This is a genomic window from Streptomyces sp. GQ60 (assembly GCF_059758875.1).
In genome coordinates this window covers 64,847-81,714 of the sequence record NZ_JCAXEG010000001.1, presented here as the reverse complement: position 1 = coordinate 81,714, position 16,868 = coordinate 64,847, and the positions used below count along the sequence as shown (strand labels likewise).

Below are 16,868 nucleotides of genomic sequence, written 5' to 3'. Positions count from 1 at the left end.
GCTACCGTCGGACCCATGGGGAGGCGGACGGTCACCGTGCACCACGTGCGTGCCGTGCTCGCGGGGGCGCGCGGCAGCGGGCTGGACACCGTGCCGCTGCTCCAGGAGGCGCAGATTCCGCCGCTGCTGCTGGGTGACGACCGGGCGCGGGTCACGCCGGCGCAGTTCGCGCGGCTGTTCCGGGCGCTGTACCGGGCCACGCAGGACGAGTTCCTGGGCCTGTCCACCGTCCCCAGCCGGCCCGGGACCTTCGCGATGATGTGCAGGGCCTGCCTGGGCTGCCGCGATCTCGGTGCGGCGGTGGAGCGCTCCGCCACCTTCTACGGGCTGTTCCCGGGCGGACCGGAGCTGGCGCTCGACGTCGAGGGCGGGCAGGCGTGGTTCGCGGTGCGCAACGAGTTCGCGCGGGACGAGGAGCGCTTCCTCACCGAGTGCGTGCTCGCCATCTGGCACCGGCTGAGCAGCTGGCTGATCGGCCGGCGCATCCCCCTGGCCCACGCCTCCTTCGCGTATCCGGCGCCGCCGCACGCGGAGGAGTACGAGCTGCTCTTCGGCTGTCCGGTCCGCTTCGGCGAGCCGCGCACGGGTGCGGCCGTGGCCTTCGACGCGCACTGGCTGACGGCTCCGCTGGTACGGGACGAGGCCGCGCTCGACGCGATGCTCCGGCGGGCCCCCTTCGACCTGCTGTCCCGGCCGGCGTACGGGACCACGGTCGCGGAGCAGGTCCGCCGGACCCTGACCCAGGCGCTGCGCGGCTCGCCGCGGCTGCCGGAGCTGGGCGAGGTGGCGGCGCGCCTGGCGGTGTCCCCGGCGACGCTGCGGCGGCGGCTCCAGCAGGAGGGCACGTCCTTCCAGCAGCTGAAGGACCACGTGCGGCGCGATGCGGCGATCGCCGGCCTGGCGGAGAGCCGCGAACCCATCGCGGAACTGGCGGCCCGCCTGGGCTTCTCGGAGGACACCGCCTTCCACCGCGCGTTCCGCCGCTGGACGGGCACCACGCCGGGGGCGTACCGGATCGCGTCGGGCGGGACGTGCGGCGCCGGCCCGGCCGTCGCGGCGGACGGCGTCGGTGTCGGCGACGGGCAGCGCGGTCCGCGGGCCGGGGGCGCGGCCCCGGTGGACGACCCGACGCTGGGCGGTCCGTCGCACTGCCGCGTTGGCCTCGGCTAGGCCAACGGCTCCAGCAGCCGGCCCGGCGCCAGGTACCCCCGGTGAACTGCGGCGGTTGCGCCGGCCCTTGCGGCTCGCGCGGCTCGCGTGCGGCCCCTGTGGCGGCACGGTCACGTCTTCACCGCGCCCGTGTTGCCCACACCGCGTCCGTCAGGACCGCCTGCGGGCCGGGACCATCGGCGCCAGCGCGGCGAAGAGCACGACGACCGCACCGAGGGCGGCCACGCCCAGCGCCGCCAGGTGGACGATGGTGATCCACAGCTCCGGCTTGCCATAGGCGCGGTCGCCCAGCGCGCGGGCCTCGCCCTGGTACGCCAGCTTGCCCGAGCCGTCGCGGGCGATCTCGTCCGCGTACGAGTACAGCGTGCCGGTGCGGCCCTTCCCGTCGGCCGTCCACGCCGTGCCCTCGCACTTTCCGGTGCCGCGACTCGATCCGCCGCCGCTGCGCACGATCGTCTCCACCCCGCAGCTGCGCGGAAGTTGGACCGTGACCGGGTCGGCGAAGGCATAGGCCGCGCCCCAGCCCGCGGGCTGCTGGGAGGCCATTCCGACGAGGAAGAACGCGGCGAGGCCGATCCCCGCGAGGACCAGGCCCGAGGTCGCCCGGTTCTTGAACCTCTGTGCGCGCGTCGCGACCGCCACAACTCCCCCAAATGGTGTGTTCATGCCAAGTTCGGTGGTCCGCATGGCTGAATTCCGCCCTGCGTGTCGCGCGTTTCTACCGCACCCGCGGCCACACCGACAAGGTGGGCGGGCAGGCAGGGTGGACGGCACGGCGGGGATGCGGTCCCGGGCCAGGAAAGCTGAGCTGTGCGGTCAGCGACGTTCCTACCGGTCGGTCACTACCTTCTCCTCACCTACCACCCCCACCGGACCCTTGGGAGAGCCGCCCCATGCGCATCCGAAGCTCAGCACTCGCCGCAGTGGCCGCCCTGGCCCTCTCGGCCGCGATCCCCAGCACGGCCAACGCCGCACAGGAGAGCATCACCACCTCCGAGGCCGGGGCGGCCGCCGCCCGCCCCGGCGACATCGTCAGCAGCGCGCCCTCCGCGTTCCACCCGCTGCCCGGCCAGCCCACCCACACCAAGGCCTGGAAGATCCACTACAACTCCACGACCGCCGACGGAGCCCCGAACGTGGTCTCCGGCACCGTGATCGTCCCGCAGGACGGCCGCACCGGCCCGCGCCCCCTCGTCACCTACGCCGTCGGCACCGTCGGCATGGGCGACTCCTGCGCACCGAGCAACAACCTCCCGTACGGCACCGCCATGGAGGCCAACCTCATCCAGCAGCTCACCCTGCGCGGCTGGGCCGTCGTCGTCACCGACTACGAGGGCCTCGGCACCCCCGGCGTGCACACCTACACCGTCGGCCCCTCCGCCGGCCACGCCGTCCTCGACGCCGCCCGCGCGGCCACCCGCCTCCCCGAGGCCGGGCTGCCGGCCGACACGCCCGTCGGCATCATGGGGTACTCCCAGGGCGGCCAGGCCAGCAGCTGGGCGGCCGAGCTGCACGGCTCGTACGCACCGGAGTTGCAGGTCAAGGGCACCGCGACGGGCGGCGTCCCGGCCGATCTGCTGAAGGTGGCCGACTTCAACAACGGCTCCTACGGCTCCGGCCTCATCTTCATGGCCGCCGCCGGCCAGGACGCGGCCTTCCCGGAACTGAAGCTCGACTCCTACCTCAACCCGGCCGGGAAGCTCCTGGTCGGCGCCATGAAGGACCACTGCGTCGCCATCGACGCCATCGCCGGCTCCTTCAAGCGGATCTCCGACCTGACCACCCGCGACCCGCTCGCGCAGCCGGACTGGCAGGCCCGGCTGAACCAGAGCAGGCTCGGGCGCACCGCCCCGGCCGCGCCCGTGTTCCAGTACCACGCGCTCGCCGACGAGCTCATCCCGTACTCCGTCGGGAGCCGGCTGCGCTCCGACTGGTGCGCGCGGGGCGCGAACCTCGAATTCGACACCATCTGGCTCGGCGAGCACGTCAGCGGCGTCATCACCCAGTCCCCGGCGGCCGGCAACTGGCTGGCGGACCGCTTCGCGGGCCGCGCGCCGCGCCCCAACTGCTGATCCGGACGACCGGTGTCGCTCCTGCCCCGCCCGCGAGAGGCGTCTTCCGCGCCCTCACTCCCCGGCGGGGCAGGAGCGCGTCCCGGAGGGCAGCCGGCCGTCCACCAGGAAGTGGTCCACGTACCCCTGCACGCAGCGCGAGGCCACGTACCCGGTGTGCCCGTCGCCCTTGTAGTCCACGACCACGGTGTTGCCGAGCCGCTCCGCCGTCTCCTCCGTCCACTCGTACGGGGTGGCCGGGTCTCCGCGCGTGCCGACGAGCAGGATGCGCGGGATGCCGGCGGGGTGGTCGATCTTGCGGATGAAATCGGTGCCGGCGGGACGCCCGTAGCAGGCCAGCACCGTCATCAGCTGGCGCGGCCCGAAGATCGGAGAGGCGGCGAGGAAGACCGGCTGGAGCGCCTCCAGCTCCCGCGCGACGGCCGCCGGGGAGGCCATGGCGTCGCCGCGGTCCGGGTCATCGGCGCAGTTCACGGCGACGAGCGCGGCGGAGGCGTTGTCGGCGGGGACGGCGGGCAGGCCGGCGGCGTCGGTCTCCTCCTGGGCCGATGACGGTGACGGGGGCGATGGCGATGGCGGCGGCGATTCGTCCGGACCGCCGAGCTGCATCAGCTCCACGGGGTCGCCGCTGCGCTCGACCAGGGCGAGCGCGTCCGCGAGGTCGGGCCACATCTTCGGCGAGTACAGGGCCTTCCCGATGGCCTCGGCCACGTCCTGCCCGGTGAAGCGCAGTCCGCCCCCGCGGGTCAGCGGTTCCGCGTCCAGGCGGGTGACGAGGGCCTGCACCTTTTCCTTGGCGGTACGGGTGTTCGTCCCGTAGACACAGCTCTGCTGGTGGGCGCACCAGACGAGGAAGTTGTCCAGCGCCCGCTGCTGGCCGACCGCCGACAGCAGGGCCTGCTCGCCGAGCGGCTCGGTGAGGGTGTCGACTCCGTCGAGGACCATCCGGCCGGTGCGGCGCGGGAACAGCGCGGCGTAGACCGCGCCGAGGCGCGTGCCGTAGGAGAAGCCGAAGAAGTCGAGCTTCTCCTCTCCGAGGGCCTGGCGCAGCAGGTCCATGTCGCGGGCCACGCTGACGGTACCGACGTACGGGAGCACCGGGCCGGAGTCCCGCGCACAGCGCTTGGCGACGGCCCGCAGGGCGGCGAGCTCGGCGGCGGGCCCGTCGGGGGCCGCGTCGCCCGCCGGGGCTCCTCCGCCACAGGTGAGGGGAGCACTGTGGCCGACGCCGCGGGGGTCGAAGACGACGAGGTCGTAGCGCTTGTTGAGCTCCGCGAAGGCGTTGGGGTCGGCGGCGAGGGTGGAGACGCCGGGGGCGCCGGGGCCGCCGAAGTTCAGCACGAGGGAGCCGATCCGCTTGCGGGCGGGCCCGGTGGCGGGAAGCCGGGCGACGGCGATCCTGACCGTCCGCTGGCCCTGCCGCTTGGCCTGCCCCTTGGCCTCGTAGTCGAGCGGGACGGTGAGGGTGCCGCACCGCATGCCGGCGGGCACGGGCTTCTCGGGGCACGCGCCCCACTGGATCCCCCTAGCGGCGGGCGCCGGGGTCGTCGGCGCCGCTCCGGGCACGGCGGCGAGCAGGGCCCCGGCCAGAGCGGTGCCGACGACCCCGGCGCCTATCCGGGTACGGGCCGGGGAAAGCGAGCGGGGACGGGAACCGGCACGGGAACGGGAACGGTGCACTGCACCCTCCTCGGGCGACCCCCCGGACCGGTCGGCTCACGATAAGCAGACCCCTACCGCAGCCGCGCCGGCCGATGCGGCGCGATCGGTGCGGCGCGGGCGCGCTCCGGTGGCCGACGGCCTTGCGGGACGGGGCCGGCAGGACAGCGCGCACGGAACGCAAGCGGCGATCGCCCGGGGGGCCGCGCGGGTGACGGCAACGGCAGGCCCCGGTGGTCCTGGCCGGAGCAGACGCGTTGCCGGCCGGGGCCACGGCGGGCAGCTCCAGAACCGCGATCGCGTGGCCGCGCGCCGTCACGCCGGTTCGACGGGCAGCCACAGCTCACAGGTCGCGGTACTGAAGTCGTCCGCCCGGTCGAGGACCGCGACGATCGAGGGACCGGGCCGCAGCCGCCACGGGTTGGAGGGGAACCACTCGGTCGCGGTCGCGGCCCAGGCCGTCTGCAGGGCCTGCGGATGCGGCCCGGCGGTGCGGAAGACCGCCCACCTGCCGGCCGGCACCTCGATGGTGTCGAGGTCGTCGGGGGCCGGCGTGGACCGGGTGACGGCGACTCCGTGCAGGTAGGTCAGTTCGCTCCCCTCCGTGCCGTCGGGGTCGACGTCGTCGGAGACCTGCAGCAGGCCCACCGGCTCGGTGTCGCCGAGCGCCTTCAACCGGAGGTGCTCGGCGGGCGGCAGTGCGGTGATGTGCTGCTGGATGTGCGGGTTGACGCCCTGGTGGACGAGCGGAACGCGGGCCGCGTGTCCGACGAGCCGGAAGGCGGGGCGGTCGATGAGGCGGGTGTCCATGGGGATGCTCCCTTCGACGGTCAGGCGGATCCTGAGCCGGGGTTGTGTGCGCAGGGGGCCTCCGTCTCGGCGCACGTCGCTGAGGCCGGCGCCGTGGACCGCGCGGAACGCCCGGCCGAACGCCTCCGTCGAGCCGTATCCGTGCCGGACGGCGATGCTCAGCAGATCGTCCTCACCCCGGACCACGTCGGCGGCGGCCAGGGTCATGCGGCGCCGGCGCACGTACTCCGACAGCGGCATGCCGGTCAGCGAAGAGAACATGCGGCGCAGGTGGTACTCGGTCGTGCCGAGCTCCCCGGCCAGTCCGCGGACGTCGAGCCCCTCAAGGCGCCCCTCTAGGCGCCCCTGAAGGTGCTCCTGACGGTGCCCGTCTAGGCGCTCCTCAAGGTGCGCCTCGAAGTGCTCCTCGACGAAGTGCTCCTCGACGAGGTGCTCCTCGACGAGGTCGACCAGCCGGTTGAGTGCCGAGATCACGAGGCCTCCTTTCGGTGTCCACCCTGCCCGGGAGCATCCGGGCCGGACCCGACCGCCGCGATCCGATCCGATCATCCGCCTGAACGGACGCGGAGCCCCCGCACGCGCCGCGGACCCTCAGGAGGAGCGGTACAGGGCGTCGATCTCCCGCACGTAATCGCGCGCTATCGCGCCCCGCTTCAGCTTCAGCGAAGGCGTCAAGTGCCCCCGCTCCTCGGTGAAATCACCCGGCAGCACCACGAACCGCCGGATCGACTCCGCCCGCGACACCAGCCGGTTCGCCTCGTCCACCGCCCGCTGGAGGTCCGCCCGCAGTTCCTCGTCCTGCACCAGCTCCCGGATCGGCACGCCCACCTTCTTCCGCATCTGCCGCCAGTGCTGGAGTCCTTCCGGCTCCAGGGTGATCAGCGCGGTGACGTAGGGCCGGTTGTCGCCGACCACCATGCACTGGCCGACCAGCGGGTGGGCCCGTAGCCAGTCCTCCAGGGGCGCGGGGGCCACGTTCTTGCCGCCGGAGGTGATGATCAGGTCCTTCTTCCGCCCGGTGATCGTCAGGTACCCGTCCGCGTCGAGTTCCCCGATGTCCCCCGTGCACAGCCACTGCTCGCCGCCCACCGCCACGCCGCTGTTCCAGTACCCCGCGAAGACGTGCGGCCCGCGCAGCAGCACCTCCCCGTCGTCCGCGATCCGTACCGCCGTCCCCGGCAGCGGCCAGCCCACCGTGCCCAGCCGGGGCCGCAGCGGCGGGGTGACGGTCGCCGCCGCCGTCGTCTCCGTGAGCCCGTAGCCCTCGAAGACCTCGATGCCCGCGCCGGTGTAGAAGGCGGCGAGGCGCCGGCCGAGCGGGGAGCCGCCGCTCAGGATGTACCGCACGCGCCCGCCCAGCGCCGCCCGGATCCGCCGGTACACGAGCGGCTCGTACAGGGCCCGGGCCATCCGCAGGCCCAGCCCCGGCCGTTTGCCCTCCACGACGGCGATCTCGCCGAGGCTGCGCGCGATGCGCGCCGCCCGGTCGAAGGAGGAGGCCCGCCCCATCTTCTCGGCCGTCGCCCGTGCGGTGTTGTAGACCTTCTCCAGGACGTAAGGGATCGCCAGCAGGAACGTCGGCCGGAAACCGGCCAGATCCGCGAGCAGGTCCTCGCTGCTGATGCTCGGCGCGTGGCCCAGCTTCACCCGCGCCCGCATGCACCCGACGGCCACCATCCGCCCGAACACGTGCGACAGCGGCAGGAAGAGCAGGGTCGAGGCCGCCTCCGTGCTGACCGACTTGAAGACGGGGTGCAGCAGCTCCACCGAATTGTCCACCTCGGCGTAGAAGTTGGCGTGCGTCAGCACGCACCCCTTGGGCCGGCCGGTCGTCCCGGAGGTGTAGATCAGCGTCGCGACGGACTCCGGCGCGCACCCGGCCCGCCGGGCCGCCACGACCTCGTCGGGCACGTGCTCCCCGGCTTTGACCAGCCGGGCCACGGCCCCGGTGTCGAACTCCCACAGGTGGCGCAGCCAGGGCAGGTTGGCCCGCTCCGCGCTGATGATGCGCGCCTGCGCGGTGTCCTCCACCGCGCAGGCCACGGCGCCCGAGTCCTGGATGATCCAGCGCGCCTGGATCGCGGAGGAGGTCGGGTAGACCGGTACGGTGATCAGTCCGGCCGCCCAGCCCGCGAAGTCCAGCAGGGTCCACTCGTAGGTGGTCCTCGCCATGATGGCCAGCCGGTCGCCGGGCCGCAGCCCCTCTGCGATCAGCCCCTTGGCGACGGCGAGCACCTCGCCGGCGAACTCGGCGGCCGTGACGTCCCGCCAGGTCCCGTCCCGGTCCTTGCGGGCGAGTACGGGCTCCCTCGGCGCCTCCCGGGCGTTGTCGAAGGGGATGTCCCCGAGGGACCCGCTGACGGGCACCGGGGCCAGCGGGGGAACCCACACCTCACGGACCCGCCCCTCGATCACGGTCTTGACGGGCTCGACGGGCTTGAGTGGCTGGACTGGCTTGACGACCCTCACCAGGCTCGATTCGGCGGTCACGGCGTGCCTCCCTGGCCGGACGGAGTGTTACCGCCGGTAATTTACTTAGCGGTAACCACGCCTGAACACCCCTGTGCCCGCCTTTTCACCGATGCTCCACGCCACCCCGCCGCACCCCCACCCCGCGCCCACAGGTGCCGCGCAACCGCGCTGCCACCTCAACCCGGCGACCGAAGATCACCCGTCCGGAAGAATCTGCCCATGACCTCCCCCGACCCGAACCCCAAGGCCGAACTGCACTTCTACCTCCAGTCGGCCCGCGACGCGCTCCTCTGGAAGCTCGACGGCCTCTCGGAGTACGACGTCCGCCGCCCCCTCACGCCCACCGGGACCAACCTCCTCGGCCTGGTGAAGCACGCGGCGACCACGGAGCTGGGCTACTTCGGCGACACCTTCGCCCGCCCCTCCGGCGAACCCCTGCCCTGGGCCGCGGAGGACGCCGAACCCAACGCCGACATGTGGGCCACCCCCGCCCAGTCACGCGCGGACATCGTGGACCTCTACCACCGCGCCTGGGCGCACGCGGACGCGACGCTCGACGCACTCCCCCTGGACACGATCGGCACGGTCCCGTGGTGGCCGAGCGACCGCAACGAGGTCTCCCTGCACCACGCCGCGGTCCGCGTCATCTCCGACACCCACCGGCACGCCGGCCACGCCGACATCCTCCGCGAACTCCTGGACGGCACGACGGGCATGCAGCCGACCAACCCCGGCCTCCCCCAGTCCGACCCGGCCTGGTGGCAGGCCCACCACGCCCGCCTGGAGCAGGCGGCGCGGGAGGCCGACGGCGGCGAGGCCTGATCGGGCGTGGTCGGGTGATTGCCTGACAGGTGGGGGGCGGGTCCGGTAGATGTGTCCGCGTGAACGACTCCGCGCCCGAGGACGGCGAACCCACCTCCTTCGCCGAGAAGACGAAGCACCTGTACGAGAAGCACAAGGGGAAGGTTCATGCCGGCGTCGCCCTCGCCGGCACGGTCCTGGCCGTCGCCGTCGTGATCGCCGGCAAGGCGGTGGACCGGAACTCCACCGAGGATGCCGAGGACACCGACGACACCGGCTCGATCGCGGACCCTGCGGCCGTGGACGAGCGACGCAAAGGCCCCGTCAAGCACCAGGTGTCCGCGCACACGAAGACCCTTCGCGACGGGCGGGTCATTGACGTTGGGCCTTACGAGCGGGGCGGCTCCCCGGATGAGGGCCCCGGCGAAGCCGCAGCCTGAGCCCCTGGGGGTGGGGCACCTCGGACGGTCAGTCGGCGGGAGGACAGTCGCGGCACCTGGTTCCCGGCCGCGGCGCCCTGAAGCCCCGCTCGCAGCCGTCGCAGTTCTGCATCGGGTCCGGCCGCCTGTCGGGCCGTACGGGCGCTTCGGCGGGAAGGTGGGGCGGGAGCCAGGCCTTGAGCCGGTGCGCGACGAGGGCCGTCGGATGGCGGAGGTCGTCGGGCAGCCCCGAGGCCAGGACGAGCCGTACGGCCGCGGGATCCGCCCCGCGCTCCAGCCAGGCCGAGACCGCGGGCGCCAGCTTCCGCACGTCCCGGTCGGCGAGCAGCAGCCGCGGGTCGTCCTCCCGCAACCGCGCGAGCAACACGAAGGCCTCCCGACGCGGCCCCGCCGAAGCCTCCGACGGCCGTACGGAACCGGGCTCCGCGCCGGAGTCCGGCTCGGGGGCGGGGTCACGCTCGGGGTCGGGGTCATGCTCGGGCTCGGGCTCGGGCTCGTACTCGTCGTCCGGCTCCGGCTCGTACTCCCGGTCCGGCTCGGGCCCGTCGTCCGGCTCCGGCGGGGACACGTACTCGGGATCATGATCCGGATCCGGATCATGCTCGGGCCACAGGTCCGGGGGCTCCGCCCGCCCGGGATCCACCTCCCGCGCGGCCGACCCCGCATCCGACCCCGAAAGGACCTTCGCAGACGGGTGGTTGTAGGACACCGTCCGGGTGACCACCTGCCCGCTCGCCAGCCGGACCCGGCTGCGCTCCAGGTACCCGTACTCCTCCAGCTCCCGCAGGGCGCCGGAGATCCGGACCTCCCCCTCCGGGAAGCGCTCCCGCAGCCTCTTGATCCCGACCCGGGCCCCGCTGGGCAGCGACTGGATGTAGGCACCGAGGGCGATCGCGGTCAGCGACAGCTCGCGGTGCTGGATGAGGTGGTTGCCGATCACGGTGAAGTGGCGTTCGTGCCGGATGTTGACGTGGTCGACACCGGATCGGGGGGTCCCGGCGGGAACACGGGACGAGGCGCGCGAAGGCGCGCTAAGGTGCGGAGGAGCCATGGGGAAGGTGCTACTTCCTACGTTGGTCAGGCCCTCGTTCGGGATTGCAGTCCCGGCGGGGGCCGTCTCATGTCTGGTGTTGTGTGGGGCGAGCATATGCCCGGCAACCCTCCCGAAATCCAGCCGAGTTGGCACAGTTCACCCATGCGGGTGACGGCGTCGCCGCGGGGAGCCGGAGGGGTGGGTTGGGTTGGTTTCGGCCCGTCCTTTCAGGGGGTTACGTCCAAGCGGGCCGGGTCCTGGACACCCGGGACCCGGTCACCAGGCCCTCCCCCCGCCAAGTCCACTTCCGCCCAGACCGCCTTGCACGGCGGCAGCCCCCGGTCCACCCCCCACCGGTCGGCGAGCGCATCGACCAGGACCAGCCCCCGGCCGGCCTCCGAGCCCCGGCCCGCCTCCCGTACACCGGGGATCCGGTCCCCCCGCGTGTCCACCACTTCGATGCGCAGCACCCCGCCCCGGACGGCGAGCCCCAACCGGAAGCCCCGCCCGGGAACCCGGCCGTGGGTCACCGCGTTGGCGGCGAGCTCGGCCACGATGAGCGCGGGCCCCTCGCTGGGCAGCCCCCACCCGTCGAGCGTCTCGACGGCGAGCCGCCGGGCCTGGCGCGCACCGAGGGGCGTACCGGCGAGCCGGGCGGTGAACTGGAGCGCGGAGTCACGGATATGCGTATTCATGTCACCGAGCGTGGTGGGGCGTGCGTACCGTGAGAAGCGGAACCGCCCGAGCGTCCGGCTTCTGTCCGGTCGTTGTCCGGTGCTGTCGTGCCTGTCCCGTCCGGGCCTCGGGAACGGAGCGCTGAGGAATTGGTGCGTTGAAGGTGGGGCACGCATGAGTGTGGACAGTGACGGTACGGAAGACGCCGGCTGGGACGTCGATCCCGAGGACGAACAGGGAGTGGCGGTGCTGGCCGCGCTCGGCCGCCAGCTCAAGGCCTGGCGCGAGGAGGCGGGCATCCGCGCCGGTGACTTCGGCACGGGGATCGGCTACGGCGAGGACCTGGTCCGCAAGGTCGAGGCGGGCAAGCGGATCCCCCGCCCCGAGTACCTGGACAGGGCGGACGAGGCGCTGCGGGCGGGCGGGAAGATTGCCGCGATGAAGGCGGACATGGAGCAGGTCCGCTACCCGAAGAAGGTCCGCGATCTGGCGAAGCTGGAGGGGAGGGCGGTCGAGATCGGCGTCTACAGCACGCACGTCGTACACGGGCTGCTACAGACGGCGGACCACGCCCGCGCACTCTTCGAGATGCGGCAGCCCTCGTACTCACAGGACGAGGTCGAGCGGTACACGGCGGCACGCGTGGCCCGCCAGTCCGTCTTCAGTCGGACACCTGCTCCAGCGATCAGCTTCGTTCACGAGGCATCCGCCCTCCGCCGTCCCATCGGGGGCACACTGGTATGGCGCCAACAGCTCGAACGGCTCTTGGAAGTGGGCCGGTTGCGCCACGTGACTCTCCAGGTCATGCCGAACAGCCGGGAGGCCCATGCTGGGATGGGCGGCGGAATCGAGATCCTGAAGTTCGGGGACGGCACTGCCGTCGGGCGCTCCGAAGGAGCATTCAACGGCCGCCCGGTCTCCGACCCAAGGCAGCTCCGAGTCCTTGAACTGCGCTATGGCATCATCCGGGCTGAGGCTCTCACGCCGCGGGAGTCGCAGGACTTCATCAAGGAACTGCTGGGAGAGACATGATCGACAATCCCGAGCTCGACTGGTTCAAGAGCAGCCACAGCAGCGGCAGCGAAGGCGACTCCTGCGTCGAGGTGGCCACCACCCCCGCCACGATCCACGTCCGCGACTCCAAGGACCTCCACCAGCCCCACCTGGCCTTCGCGCCCCACGCCTGGGCCGGGTTCCTCGTGCACGCCTCCACCGGCTGACCGCTCGGCCCGGCGGCTAAACGCCCTTGCCCGGGAGCGCGCGGCCCTCACATGATCTCCGGATGGACGATACGCCGAACCAACTCCCCTCCACCCTGACCGCGTTGCGCGCCAAGGCGGCCGAAGCAGGCTTCACCCTGTCCAGCGAGGACCGCACGGGCAGTCTCCTGACAGCACTCGCCGCCGGCCGGCCCGGGGGCCGGATCCTGGAGCTCGGCACCGGGGTGGGCGAGGGCACCGCCTGGATCCTCAGCGGCATGGACCGGGCCTCCCGCCTGACCAGCGTCGAACTCGACACGACCGTCCAGGCCATCGCCCGAGAAGAGCTGGGCGGCGACCCGCGGGTGACCTTCGTGTCCGGGGACGGCGGTACGTGGCTGGAGGACTTCGACGGCGCCCCCTTCGACCTCGTCTTCGCGGACACCTGGCCGGGCAAGTTCACCCACCTCGACCGGGCCCTGGAACTGGTGGCTCCCGGCGGGACCTACCTGATCGACGACCTCCTCCCCCAGCCCGGCTGGCCGCAGGACCACAAGGCGTCCGTCGAGCGCCTCCTGGCCGAGCTGGACGAGCGGGGGGACTTCCGGTGCGTCCGCCTGGCATGGGCGAGCGGACTGCTGATGGCGGTACGCACAGCCTGACGAGGACGGCCCCCCGGCCCCTCGTCTCCCCCTCACACGGCGAACCGCAGCCCCCGCGGGACGGTCGCGGGGGCTGCGGTGAGCGGGTGGCGGGACCTCGGGAGCGTCAGGCGGAGACGAGGACCTTCGCCGGGTCGGCGTCCGTGGAGTCGGACTGGGCCTCGGCCGGGGCGGGCTCGTCCAGCAGGGACGAGGAGGCGGACGCGTAGGCCGCCTTGTCCAGGATGCCTTCGCGGGCCGCCACGATGACCGGGACCAGCGCCTGGCCGGCCACGTTGGTGGCGGTGCGCATCATGTCCAGGATCGGGTCGATCGCCATCAGCAGGCCCACGCCCTCCAGCGGGAGGCCCAGCGTGGAGAGGGTCAGGGTCAGCATGACCGTGGCACCCGTCAGACCCGCCGTGGCGGCGGAGCCGATGACCGAGACGAAGGCGATCAGCAGGTAGTCGGTGATGCCGAGCTGCACGTCGAAGATCTGCGCGATGAAGATCGCGGCGAGCGCCGGGTAGATCGCGGCGCAGCCGTCCATCTTCGTGGTGGCGCCGAACGGGACGGCGAAGGAGGCGTACTCCTTCGGGACGCCGAGGCGCTCGGTGACCCGCTGGGTGACCGGCATGGTGCCGACCGAGGAGCGGGAGACGAAGGCCAGCTGGATGGCGGGCCAGGCGCCCTTGAAGAACTGGAGCGGGTTGACCTTGGCGACGGTCCACAGGAGCAGCGGGTAGACGCCGAACATCACGAGCGCGGAGCCGACGTACACGTCCACCGTGAAGGTGGCGTACTTGCCGAGCAGGTCCCAGCCGTACGTGGCGATCGCGGTGCCGATCAGACCGACGGTGCCGATCGGGGCGAGGCGGATGACCCACCACAGGGCCTTCTGCAGCAGCTCCAGGACGGACTCGGCGAGGTTCAGCACCGGCTGCGCCTTGCTGCCGAGCTGGAGGGCGGCGATGCCGGCGACGGCGGCGAGGAAGACGATCTGCAGGACGTTCAGCTCGGTGAACGGCGTGATGATGTCGGTCGGCACGATGCCGGTCAGGAAGTCCAGCCAAGACCCTTCGCGCTTCGGCAGCTTGCCGTCCTGCGGGGTGAGGCCGGTGCCGGAGCCCGGGTTGGTGAGCAGGCCGATGGCGAGGCCGATGGCCACCGCGATCAGCGACGTGATCATGAACCAGAGCAGCGTGCGCGAGGCCAGCCGCGCGGCGTTGTTCACCTTCCGGAGGTTGGTGATCGACACCAGGATGGCGAAGAAGACGAGCGGGGCGACGGCCAGCTTCAGGAGCTGGACGAATATGTCGCCCACCTGCTCGAGGGTCGTACCGAGCCAGCTGATCTCCTGGCTGCGGGCGAGCCAGCCGAGCAGCACACCGAGCACGAGGCCGGTTACGATCTGGGCCCAGAAGGGGAACGAGAACGAGGACTTCCGCACCGGGGCGGGGGCCTCGGCGGCAGGGGTCTGCGGTGACGCGGACACGGACACTCTCCGGGTGGTTCTGCGGTTTCTGCGGTGGGGTGGTGGTGCGGTGCGGCAGCACCCGGAAAAGCCAAGAGCCGGGCGGGCGGGACCGCTGCTGTGCCGGGGCTGGTCGCGGGACTCAGCGACAACAGCAACAGGCCGCGGACGCGCGGCGGCAGAGGTCGACGTGCAGGCGCGCCACGAGCGGAACGCTCGTGATCGTCTGGTGCGCCGCCGTCGTCAACATGTTGAACACGCTAACACTTCACCTTTGGGAATCTCAAAGCCTCCCTTTGGGTCTGCGCGGGCCGGAAACCCCGGCGAACTCCCCGGAAAACGCCGAAAGCCCCGGCACGCCGGGCGTGTGACCCGGGGCCGAGGCAATTCGATGTGTGAGGAAGCTAACTGGCGCGCGCGGCCTCGTCGACCGCGTCGTCCTCCTGGCTGCGGTTCGCGGCGAGCTTGTCCTTCGCGCCCGCGACGCGTCCGGAGATGGCCACGGACATCTCGTCGCGCTGCTTGCGCAGCAGGACGAAGGAGAGCGGCGCGGAGAGCACGAGGGCGAGCAGCACGACCCAGGCGGGGTTGGCGTCACCGAGGCCGGAGGGCACCCAGCCCAGCCGGACCAGGCCGGCGACGAGGACGAGGCACCCGACGAAGATCCCCAGGCGCATCGCGGTGTAACGGATCGTCGCGCTCGGCTTGAGGGACACGGTGACCCCTTCTCTCTCGTCATGGTCGTACGGCGGCTCGTGCCCGTCCAGTGAAGCACGCCGGACCCCCGCTCCGGCCCGCCGGGGTCGCGCCCCGCGGGGCCCCGCAGGTCAGTGCGGCGGCAGCAGGAGGATGACGTCGTCGCGGTCGTCGCCCGGCGCCACGCGGATGGCGCCGGGGACGCGGCCGACCTCCTTGTAGCCGCAGGCGGCGTAGAAGCGCTCCAGGCCCAGCCCGCCCCGGCAGCTGAGGCGGATCGCCTCGATGCCGTCCATCGTGCGGGCGGCGTCCGCGACGGCCTCCATCAGCGCGCGGCCGGCGCCTCGGCCCTGGAGGGCGGGGTCGACGACCGGATCGAAGGTGAAGGTAAGGGTCATGGGGATAGATTAGCTATTACCCACTACGGGTGTGCAATGAGCCCCGGCCCCCACGAAGGAGGACCGGGGCTCAGGACGTCCGGACGTCAGACCCGCATCGCCTGCGGGGTCTCGCGGAGCTCCGCGTCCGGGCCGGGGTACTCGCGGATGATCTCGTAGCGCGTGTTGCGCTCGACCGGGCGGAAGCCCGCTTCGCGGATCAGTTCCAGCAGGTCCTCGCGGCCCAGCTTGTTCGGGGTGCCGTAGTTGTCCGCGTCGTGCGTGATCTTGTACTCGACGACCGAGCCGTCCATGTCGTCCGCACCGTGCTGGAGGGCGAGCTGCGCCGTCTGCACGCCGTGCATCACCCAGAACACCTTGACGTGCGGGACGTTGTCGAAGAGCAGACGGGAGACCGCGAAGGTCTTCAGCGCCTCGGCGCCCGTCGCCATCGTCGTACGCGCCTGGAGCTTGTTGCGTACCTTGCCGTCCTTCATGTCCACGAAGTCGTGCTGGTAGCGCAGCGGGATGAAGACCTGGAAACCGCCGGTCTCGTCCTGCAGTTCGCGCAGCCGGAGCACGTGGTCCACGCGGTGGCGCGGCTCCTCGATGTGCCCGTAGAGCATCGTCGCCGGGGTCTTGAGGCCCTTGGAGTGCGCGAGGCGGTGGATGCGCGACCAGTCTTCCCAGTGGGTGCGGTGGTCGACGATGTGCTGGCGGACCTCCCAGTCGAAGATCTCGGCGCCGCCGCCGGTGAGCGACTCCAGGCCCGCGTCGATCAGCTCGTCCAGGATGTCGGAGGCCGACATGCCGGAGATCGTCTCGAAGTGGTGGATCTCGGTCGCCGTGAACGCCTTCAGCGAGACGTTCGGCAGCGCCTCCTTCAGCGCGGAGAGCGAGCGCGGGTAGTACCGCCACGGCAGGCTGGGGTGCAGGCCGTTGACGATGTGCAGCTCGGTGAGGCTCTCGTTCTCCATGGACTTGGCCAGGCGGACGGCTTCCTCGATGCGCATCGTGTACGCGTCCTTCTCGCCCGGCTTGCGCTGGAACGAGCAGTACGCGCACGAGGCCGTGCACACGTTCGTCATGTTGAGGTGGCGGTTGACGTTGAAGTGGACGACGTCGCCGTTCTTGCGCGTGCGCACCTCGTGGGCGAGGCCGCCGAGCCAGGCCAGGTCGTCCGACTCGTAGAGGGCGATGCCGTCCTCACGGGTCAGCCGCTCGCCGGAGCGAACCTTGTCCTCCAGCTCACGCTTGAGCCCAGCGTCCATGCCCGTCCTCTCCTCTGTCCTCGTGTCTGCCCTGCGCGGTCGTGCGGAGGTGCGTACGTCGGCACGTGCGTCGGCACG

17 protein-coding genes and 1 pseudogene are annotated in these 16,868 nt (G+C 72.2%); 7 read left to right on the top strand and 11 right to left on the bottom strand.

Going from position 1 to position 16,868, the window contains the following annotated elements:
* Positions 1-15: 15 nt before the first annotated feature.
* A complete protein-coding gene (locus tag AC6CKD_RS00435; protein ID WP_498324481.1) occupies positions 16-1,170 on the top strand; it encodes an AraC family transcriptional regulator in 1,155 nt (384 codons plus the stop codon).
* 150 nt (positions 1,171-1,320) lie between these two features.
* Here AC6CKD_RS00435 and AC6CKD_RS00430 read toward each other — a convergent pair whose 3' ends face one another.
* Positions 1,321-1,812 carry a hypothetical protein gene (locus AC6CKD_RS00430; RefSeq protein WP_498324480.1) on the bottom strand — a complete coding sequence of 164 codons (492 nt, stop codon included), beginning with the start codon at positions 1,810-1,812 and terminating at the stop codon, positions 1,321-1,323.
* A 251-nt stretch (positions 1,813-2,063) separates the two neighbouring features.
* On the opposite strand from AC6CKD_RS00430, the gene AC6CKD_RS00425 reads away from it, so the two are divergent.
* Complete coding sequence (locus tag AC6CKD_RS00425) at positions 2,064-3,242, top strand: lipase family protein (RefSeq protein ID WP_498324479.1); 1,179 nt, start codon at positions 2,064-2,066, stop codon at positions 3,240-3,242.
* Positions 3,243-3,296: 54 nt separating this feature from the next.
* Here AC6CKD_RS00425 and AC6CKD_RS00420 read toward each other — a convergent pair whose 3' ends face one another.
* The 3 genes from AC6CKD_RS00420 to AC6CKD_RS00410 all read right to left on the bottom strand — a co-directional run bounded on the left by AC6CKD_RS00420 (position 3,297) and on the right by AC6CKD_RS00410 (position 8,201).
* Positions 3,297-4,922 carry an alpha/beta hydrolase gene (locus AC6CKD_RS00420; protein ID WP_498324478.1) on the bottom strand — a complete coding sequence of 542 codons (1,626 nt, stop codon included), beginning with the start codon at positions 4,920-4,922 and terminating at the stop codon, positions 3,297-3,299.
* Positions 4,923-5,216: 294 nt separating this feature from the next.
* A complete protein-coding gene (locus AC6CKD_RS00415; RefSeq protein ID WP_498324477.1) occupies positions 5,217-6,185 on the bottom strand; it encodes an AraC family transcriptional regulator in 969 nt (322 codons plus the stop codon).
* A gap of 117 nt (positions 6,186-6,302) precedes the next feature.
* Positions 6,303-8,201: an AMP-dependent synthetase/ligase gene (locus tag AC6CKD_RS00410; protein WP_498324476.1), complete on the bottom strand. Its 1,899-nt coding sequence runs from the start codon at positions 8,199-8,201 to the stop codon at positions 6,303-6,305.
* A gap of 201 nt (positions 8,202-8,402) precedes the next feature.
* Between AC6CKD_RS00410 and AC6CKD_RS00405 the strand changes: the two genes are divergently transcribed.
* Both AC6CKD_RS00405 and AC6CKD_RS00400 read left to right on the top strand, forming a co-directional pair.
* A complete protein-coding gene (locus AC6CKD_RS00405) occupies positions 8,403-9,005 on the top strand; it encodes a DinB family protein (RefSeq protein ID WP_498324475.1) in 603 nt (200 codons plus the stop codon).
* 59 nt (positions 9,006-9,064) lie between these two features.
* Entirely contained in the window at positions 9,065-9,424 is a 360-nt protein-coding gene (locus AC6CKD_RS00400; RefSeq protein WP_498324474.1) for a hypothetical protein, read from the top strand.
* A 28-nt stretch (positions 9,425-9,452) separates the two neighbouring features.
* On the opposite strand, the gene AC6CKD_RS00395 is transcribed toward AC6CKD_RS00400, so the two are convergent.
* On the bottom strand, positions 9,453-10,475 hold the full coding sequence (locus tag AC6CKD_RS00395; RefSeq protein ID WP_498324473.1) for a helix-turn-helix domain-containing protein: 1,023 nt from the start codon (positions 10,473-10,475) through the stop codon (positions 9,453-9,455).
* A gap of 209 nt (positions 10,476-10,684) precedes the next feature.
* Positions 10,685-11,152, bottom strand: a complete 468-nt coding sequence (locus tag AC6CKD_RS00390) for an ATP-binding protein (RefSeq protein ID WP_498324472.1) — start codon at positions 11,150-11,152, stop codon at positions 10,685-10,687.
* A 154-nt stretch (positions 11,153-11,306) separates the two neighbouring features.
* On the opposite strand from AC6CKD_RS00390, the gene AC6CKD_RS00385 reads away from it, so the two are divergent.
* The 3 genes from AC6CKD_RS00385 to AC6CKD_RS00375 all read left to right on the top strand — a co-directional run bounded on the left by AC6CKD_RS00385 (position 11,307) and on the right by AC6CKD_RS00375 (position 12,993).
* Entirely contained in the window at positions 11,307-12,164 is an 858-nt protein-coding gene (locus AC6CKD_RS00385) for a helix-turn-helix domain-containing protein (protein WP_498324471.1), read from the top strand.
* On the top strand, positions 12,161-12,352 hold the full coding sequence (locus AC6CKD_RS00380) for a DUF397 domain-containing protein (RefSeq protein ID WP_498324470.1): 192 nt from the start codon (positions 12,161-12,163) through the stop codon (positions 12,350-12,352). Before AC6CKD_RS00385 ends, AC6CKD_RS00380 begins: the two co-directional genes overlap by 4 nt.
* A 62-nt stretch (positions 12,353-12,414) precedes the next feature.
* Positions 12,415-12,993, top strand: a complete 579-nt coding sequence (locus AC6CKD_RS00375) for an O-methyltransferase (RefSeq protein ID WP_498324469.1) — start codon at positions 12,415-12,417, stop codon at positions 12,991-12,993.
* 106 nt (positions 12,994-13,099) lie between these two features.
* On the opposite strand, the gene AC6CKD_RS00370 is transcribed toward AC6CKD_RS00375, so the two are convergent.
* From AC6CKD_RS00370 to mqnE, 5 genes and pseudogenes are all read right to left on the bottom strand, one after another.
* A complete protein-coding gene (locus tag AC6CKD_RS00370; protein WP_498324468.1) occupies positions 13,100-14,467 on the bottom strand; it encodes a dicarboxylate/amino acid:cation symporter in 1,368 nt (455 codons plus the stop codon).
* Between the two features lie 121 nt (positions 14,468-14,588).
* Entirely contained in the window at positions 14,589-14,696 is a 108-nt protein-coding gene (locus AC6CKD_RS00365; RefSeq protein ID WP_356510414.1) for a putative leader peptide, read from the bottom strand.
* Positions 14,697-14,850: 154 nt separating this feature from the next.
* Entirely contained in the window at positions 14,851-15,123 is a 273-nt protein-coding gene (locus tag AC6CKD_RS00360; RefSeq protein WP_489411633.1) for a DUF4229 domain-containing protein, read from the bottom strand.
* Positions 15,124-15,273: 150 nt separating this feature from the next.
* A pseudogene (locus tag AC6CKD_RS00355) lies at positions 15,274-15,513 on the bottom strand (GNAT family N-acetyltransferase); the annotation flags it as partial.
* A 113-nt stretch (positions 15,514-15,626) separates the two neighbouring features.
* The gene (mqnE, locus tag AC6CKD_RS00350) at positions 15,627-16,790 is read right to left on the bottom strand and encodes an aminofutalosine synthase MqnE (protein WP_498324467.1); all 1,164 of its coding nucleotides are present in this window, start codon (positions 16,788-16,790) and stop codon (positions 15,627-15,629) included.
* Positions 16,791-16,868 lie beyond the last annotated feature (78 nt).

Coding starts and splice junctions, on each gene's coding strand:
- AC6CKD_RS00435 (WP_498324481.1), top strand. CDS start 16: ATGGGGAGGCGGACGGTCACCGTGCACCACGTGCGTGCCGTGCTCGCG.
- AC6CKD_RS00425 (WP_498324479.1), top strand. CDS start 2,064: ATGCGCATCCGAAGCTCAGCACTCGCCGCAGTGGCCGCCCTGGCCCTC.
- AC6CKD_RS00405 (WP_498324475.1), top strand. CDS start 8,403: ATGACCTCCCCCGACCCGAACCCCAAGGCCGAACTGCACTTCTACCTC.
- AC6CKD_RS00395 (WP_498324473.1), bottom strand. CDS start 10,475: ATGGCTCCTCCGCACCTTAGCGCGCCTTCGCGCGCCTCGTCCCGTGTT.
- AC6CKD_RS00390 (WP_498324472.1), bottom strand. CDS start 11,152: ATGAATACGCATATCCGTGACTCCGCGCTCCAGTTCACCGCCCGGCTC.
- AC6CKD_RS00385 (WP_498324471.1), top strand. CDS start 11,307: ATGAGTGTGGACAGTGACGGTACGGAAGACGCCGGCTGGGACGTCGAT.
- AC6CKD_RS00380 (WP_498324470.1), top strand. CDS start 12,161: ATGATCGACAATCCCGAGCTCGACTGGTTCAAGAGCAGCCACAGCAGC.
- AC6CKD_RS00375 (WP_498324469.1), top strand. CDS start 12,415: ATGGACGATACGCCGAACCAACTCCCCTCCACCCTGACCGCGTTGCGC.
- AC6CKD_RS00365 (WP_356510414.1), bottom strand. CDS start 14,696: ATGTTGACGACGGCGGCGCACCAGACGATCACGAGCGTTCCGCTCGTG.
- AC6CKD_RS00360 (WP_489411633.1), bottom strand. CDS start 15,123: ATGCGCCTGGGGATCTTCGTCGGGTGCCTCGTCCTCGTCGCCGGCCTG.
- mqnE (WP_498324467.1), bottom strand. CDS start 16,790: ATGGACGCTGGGCTCAAGCGTGAGCTGGAGGACAAGGTTCGCTCCGGC.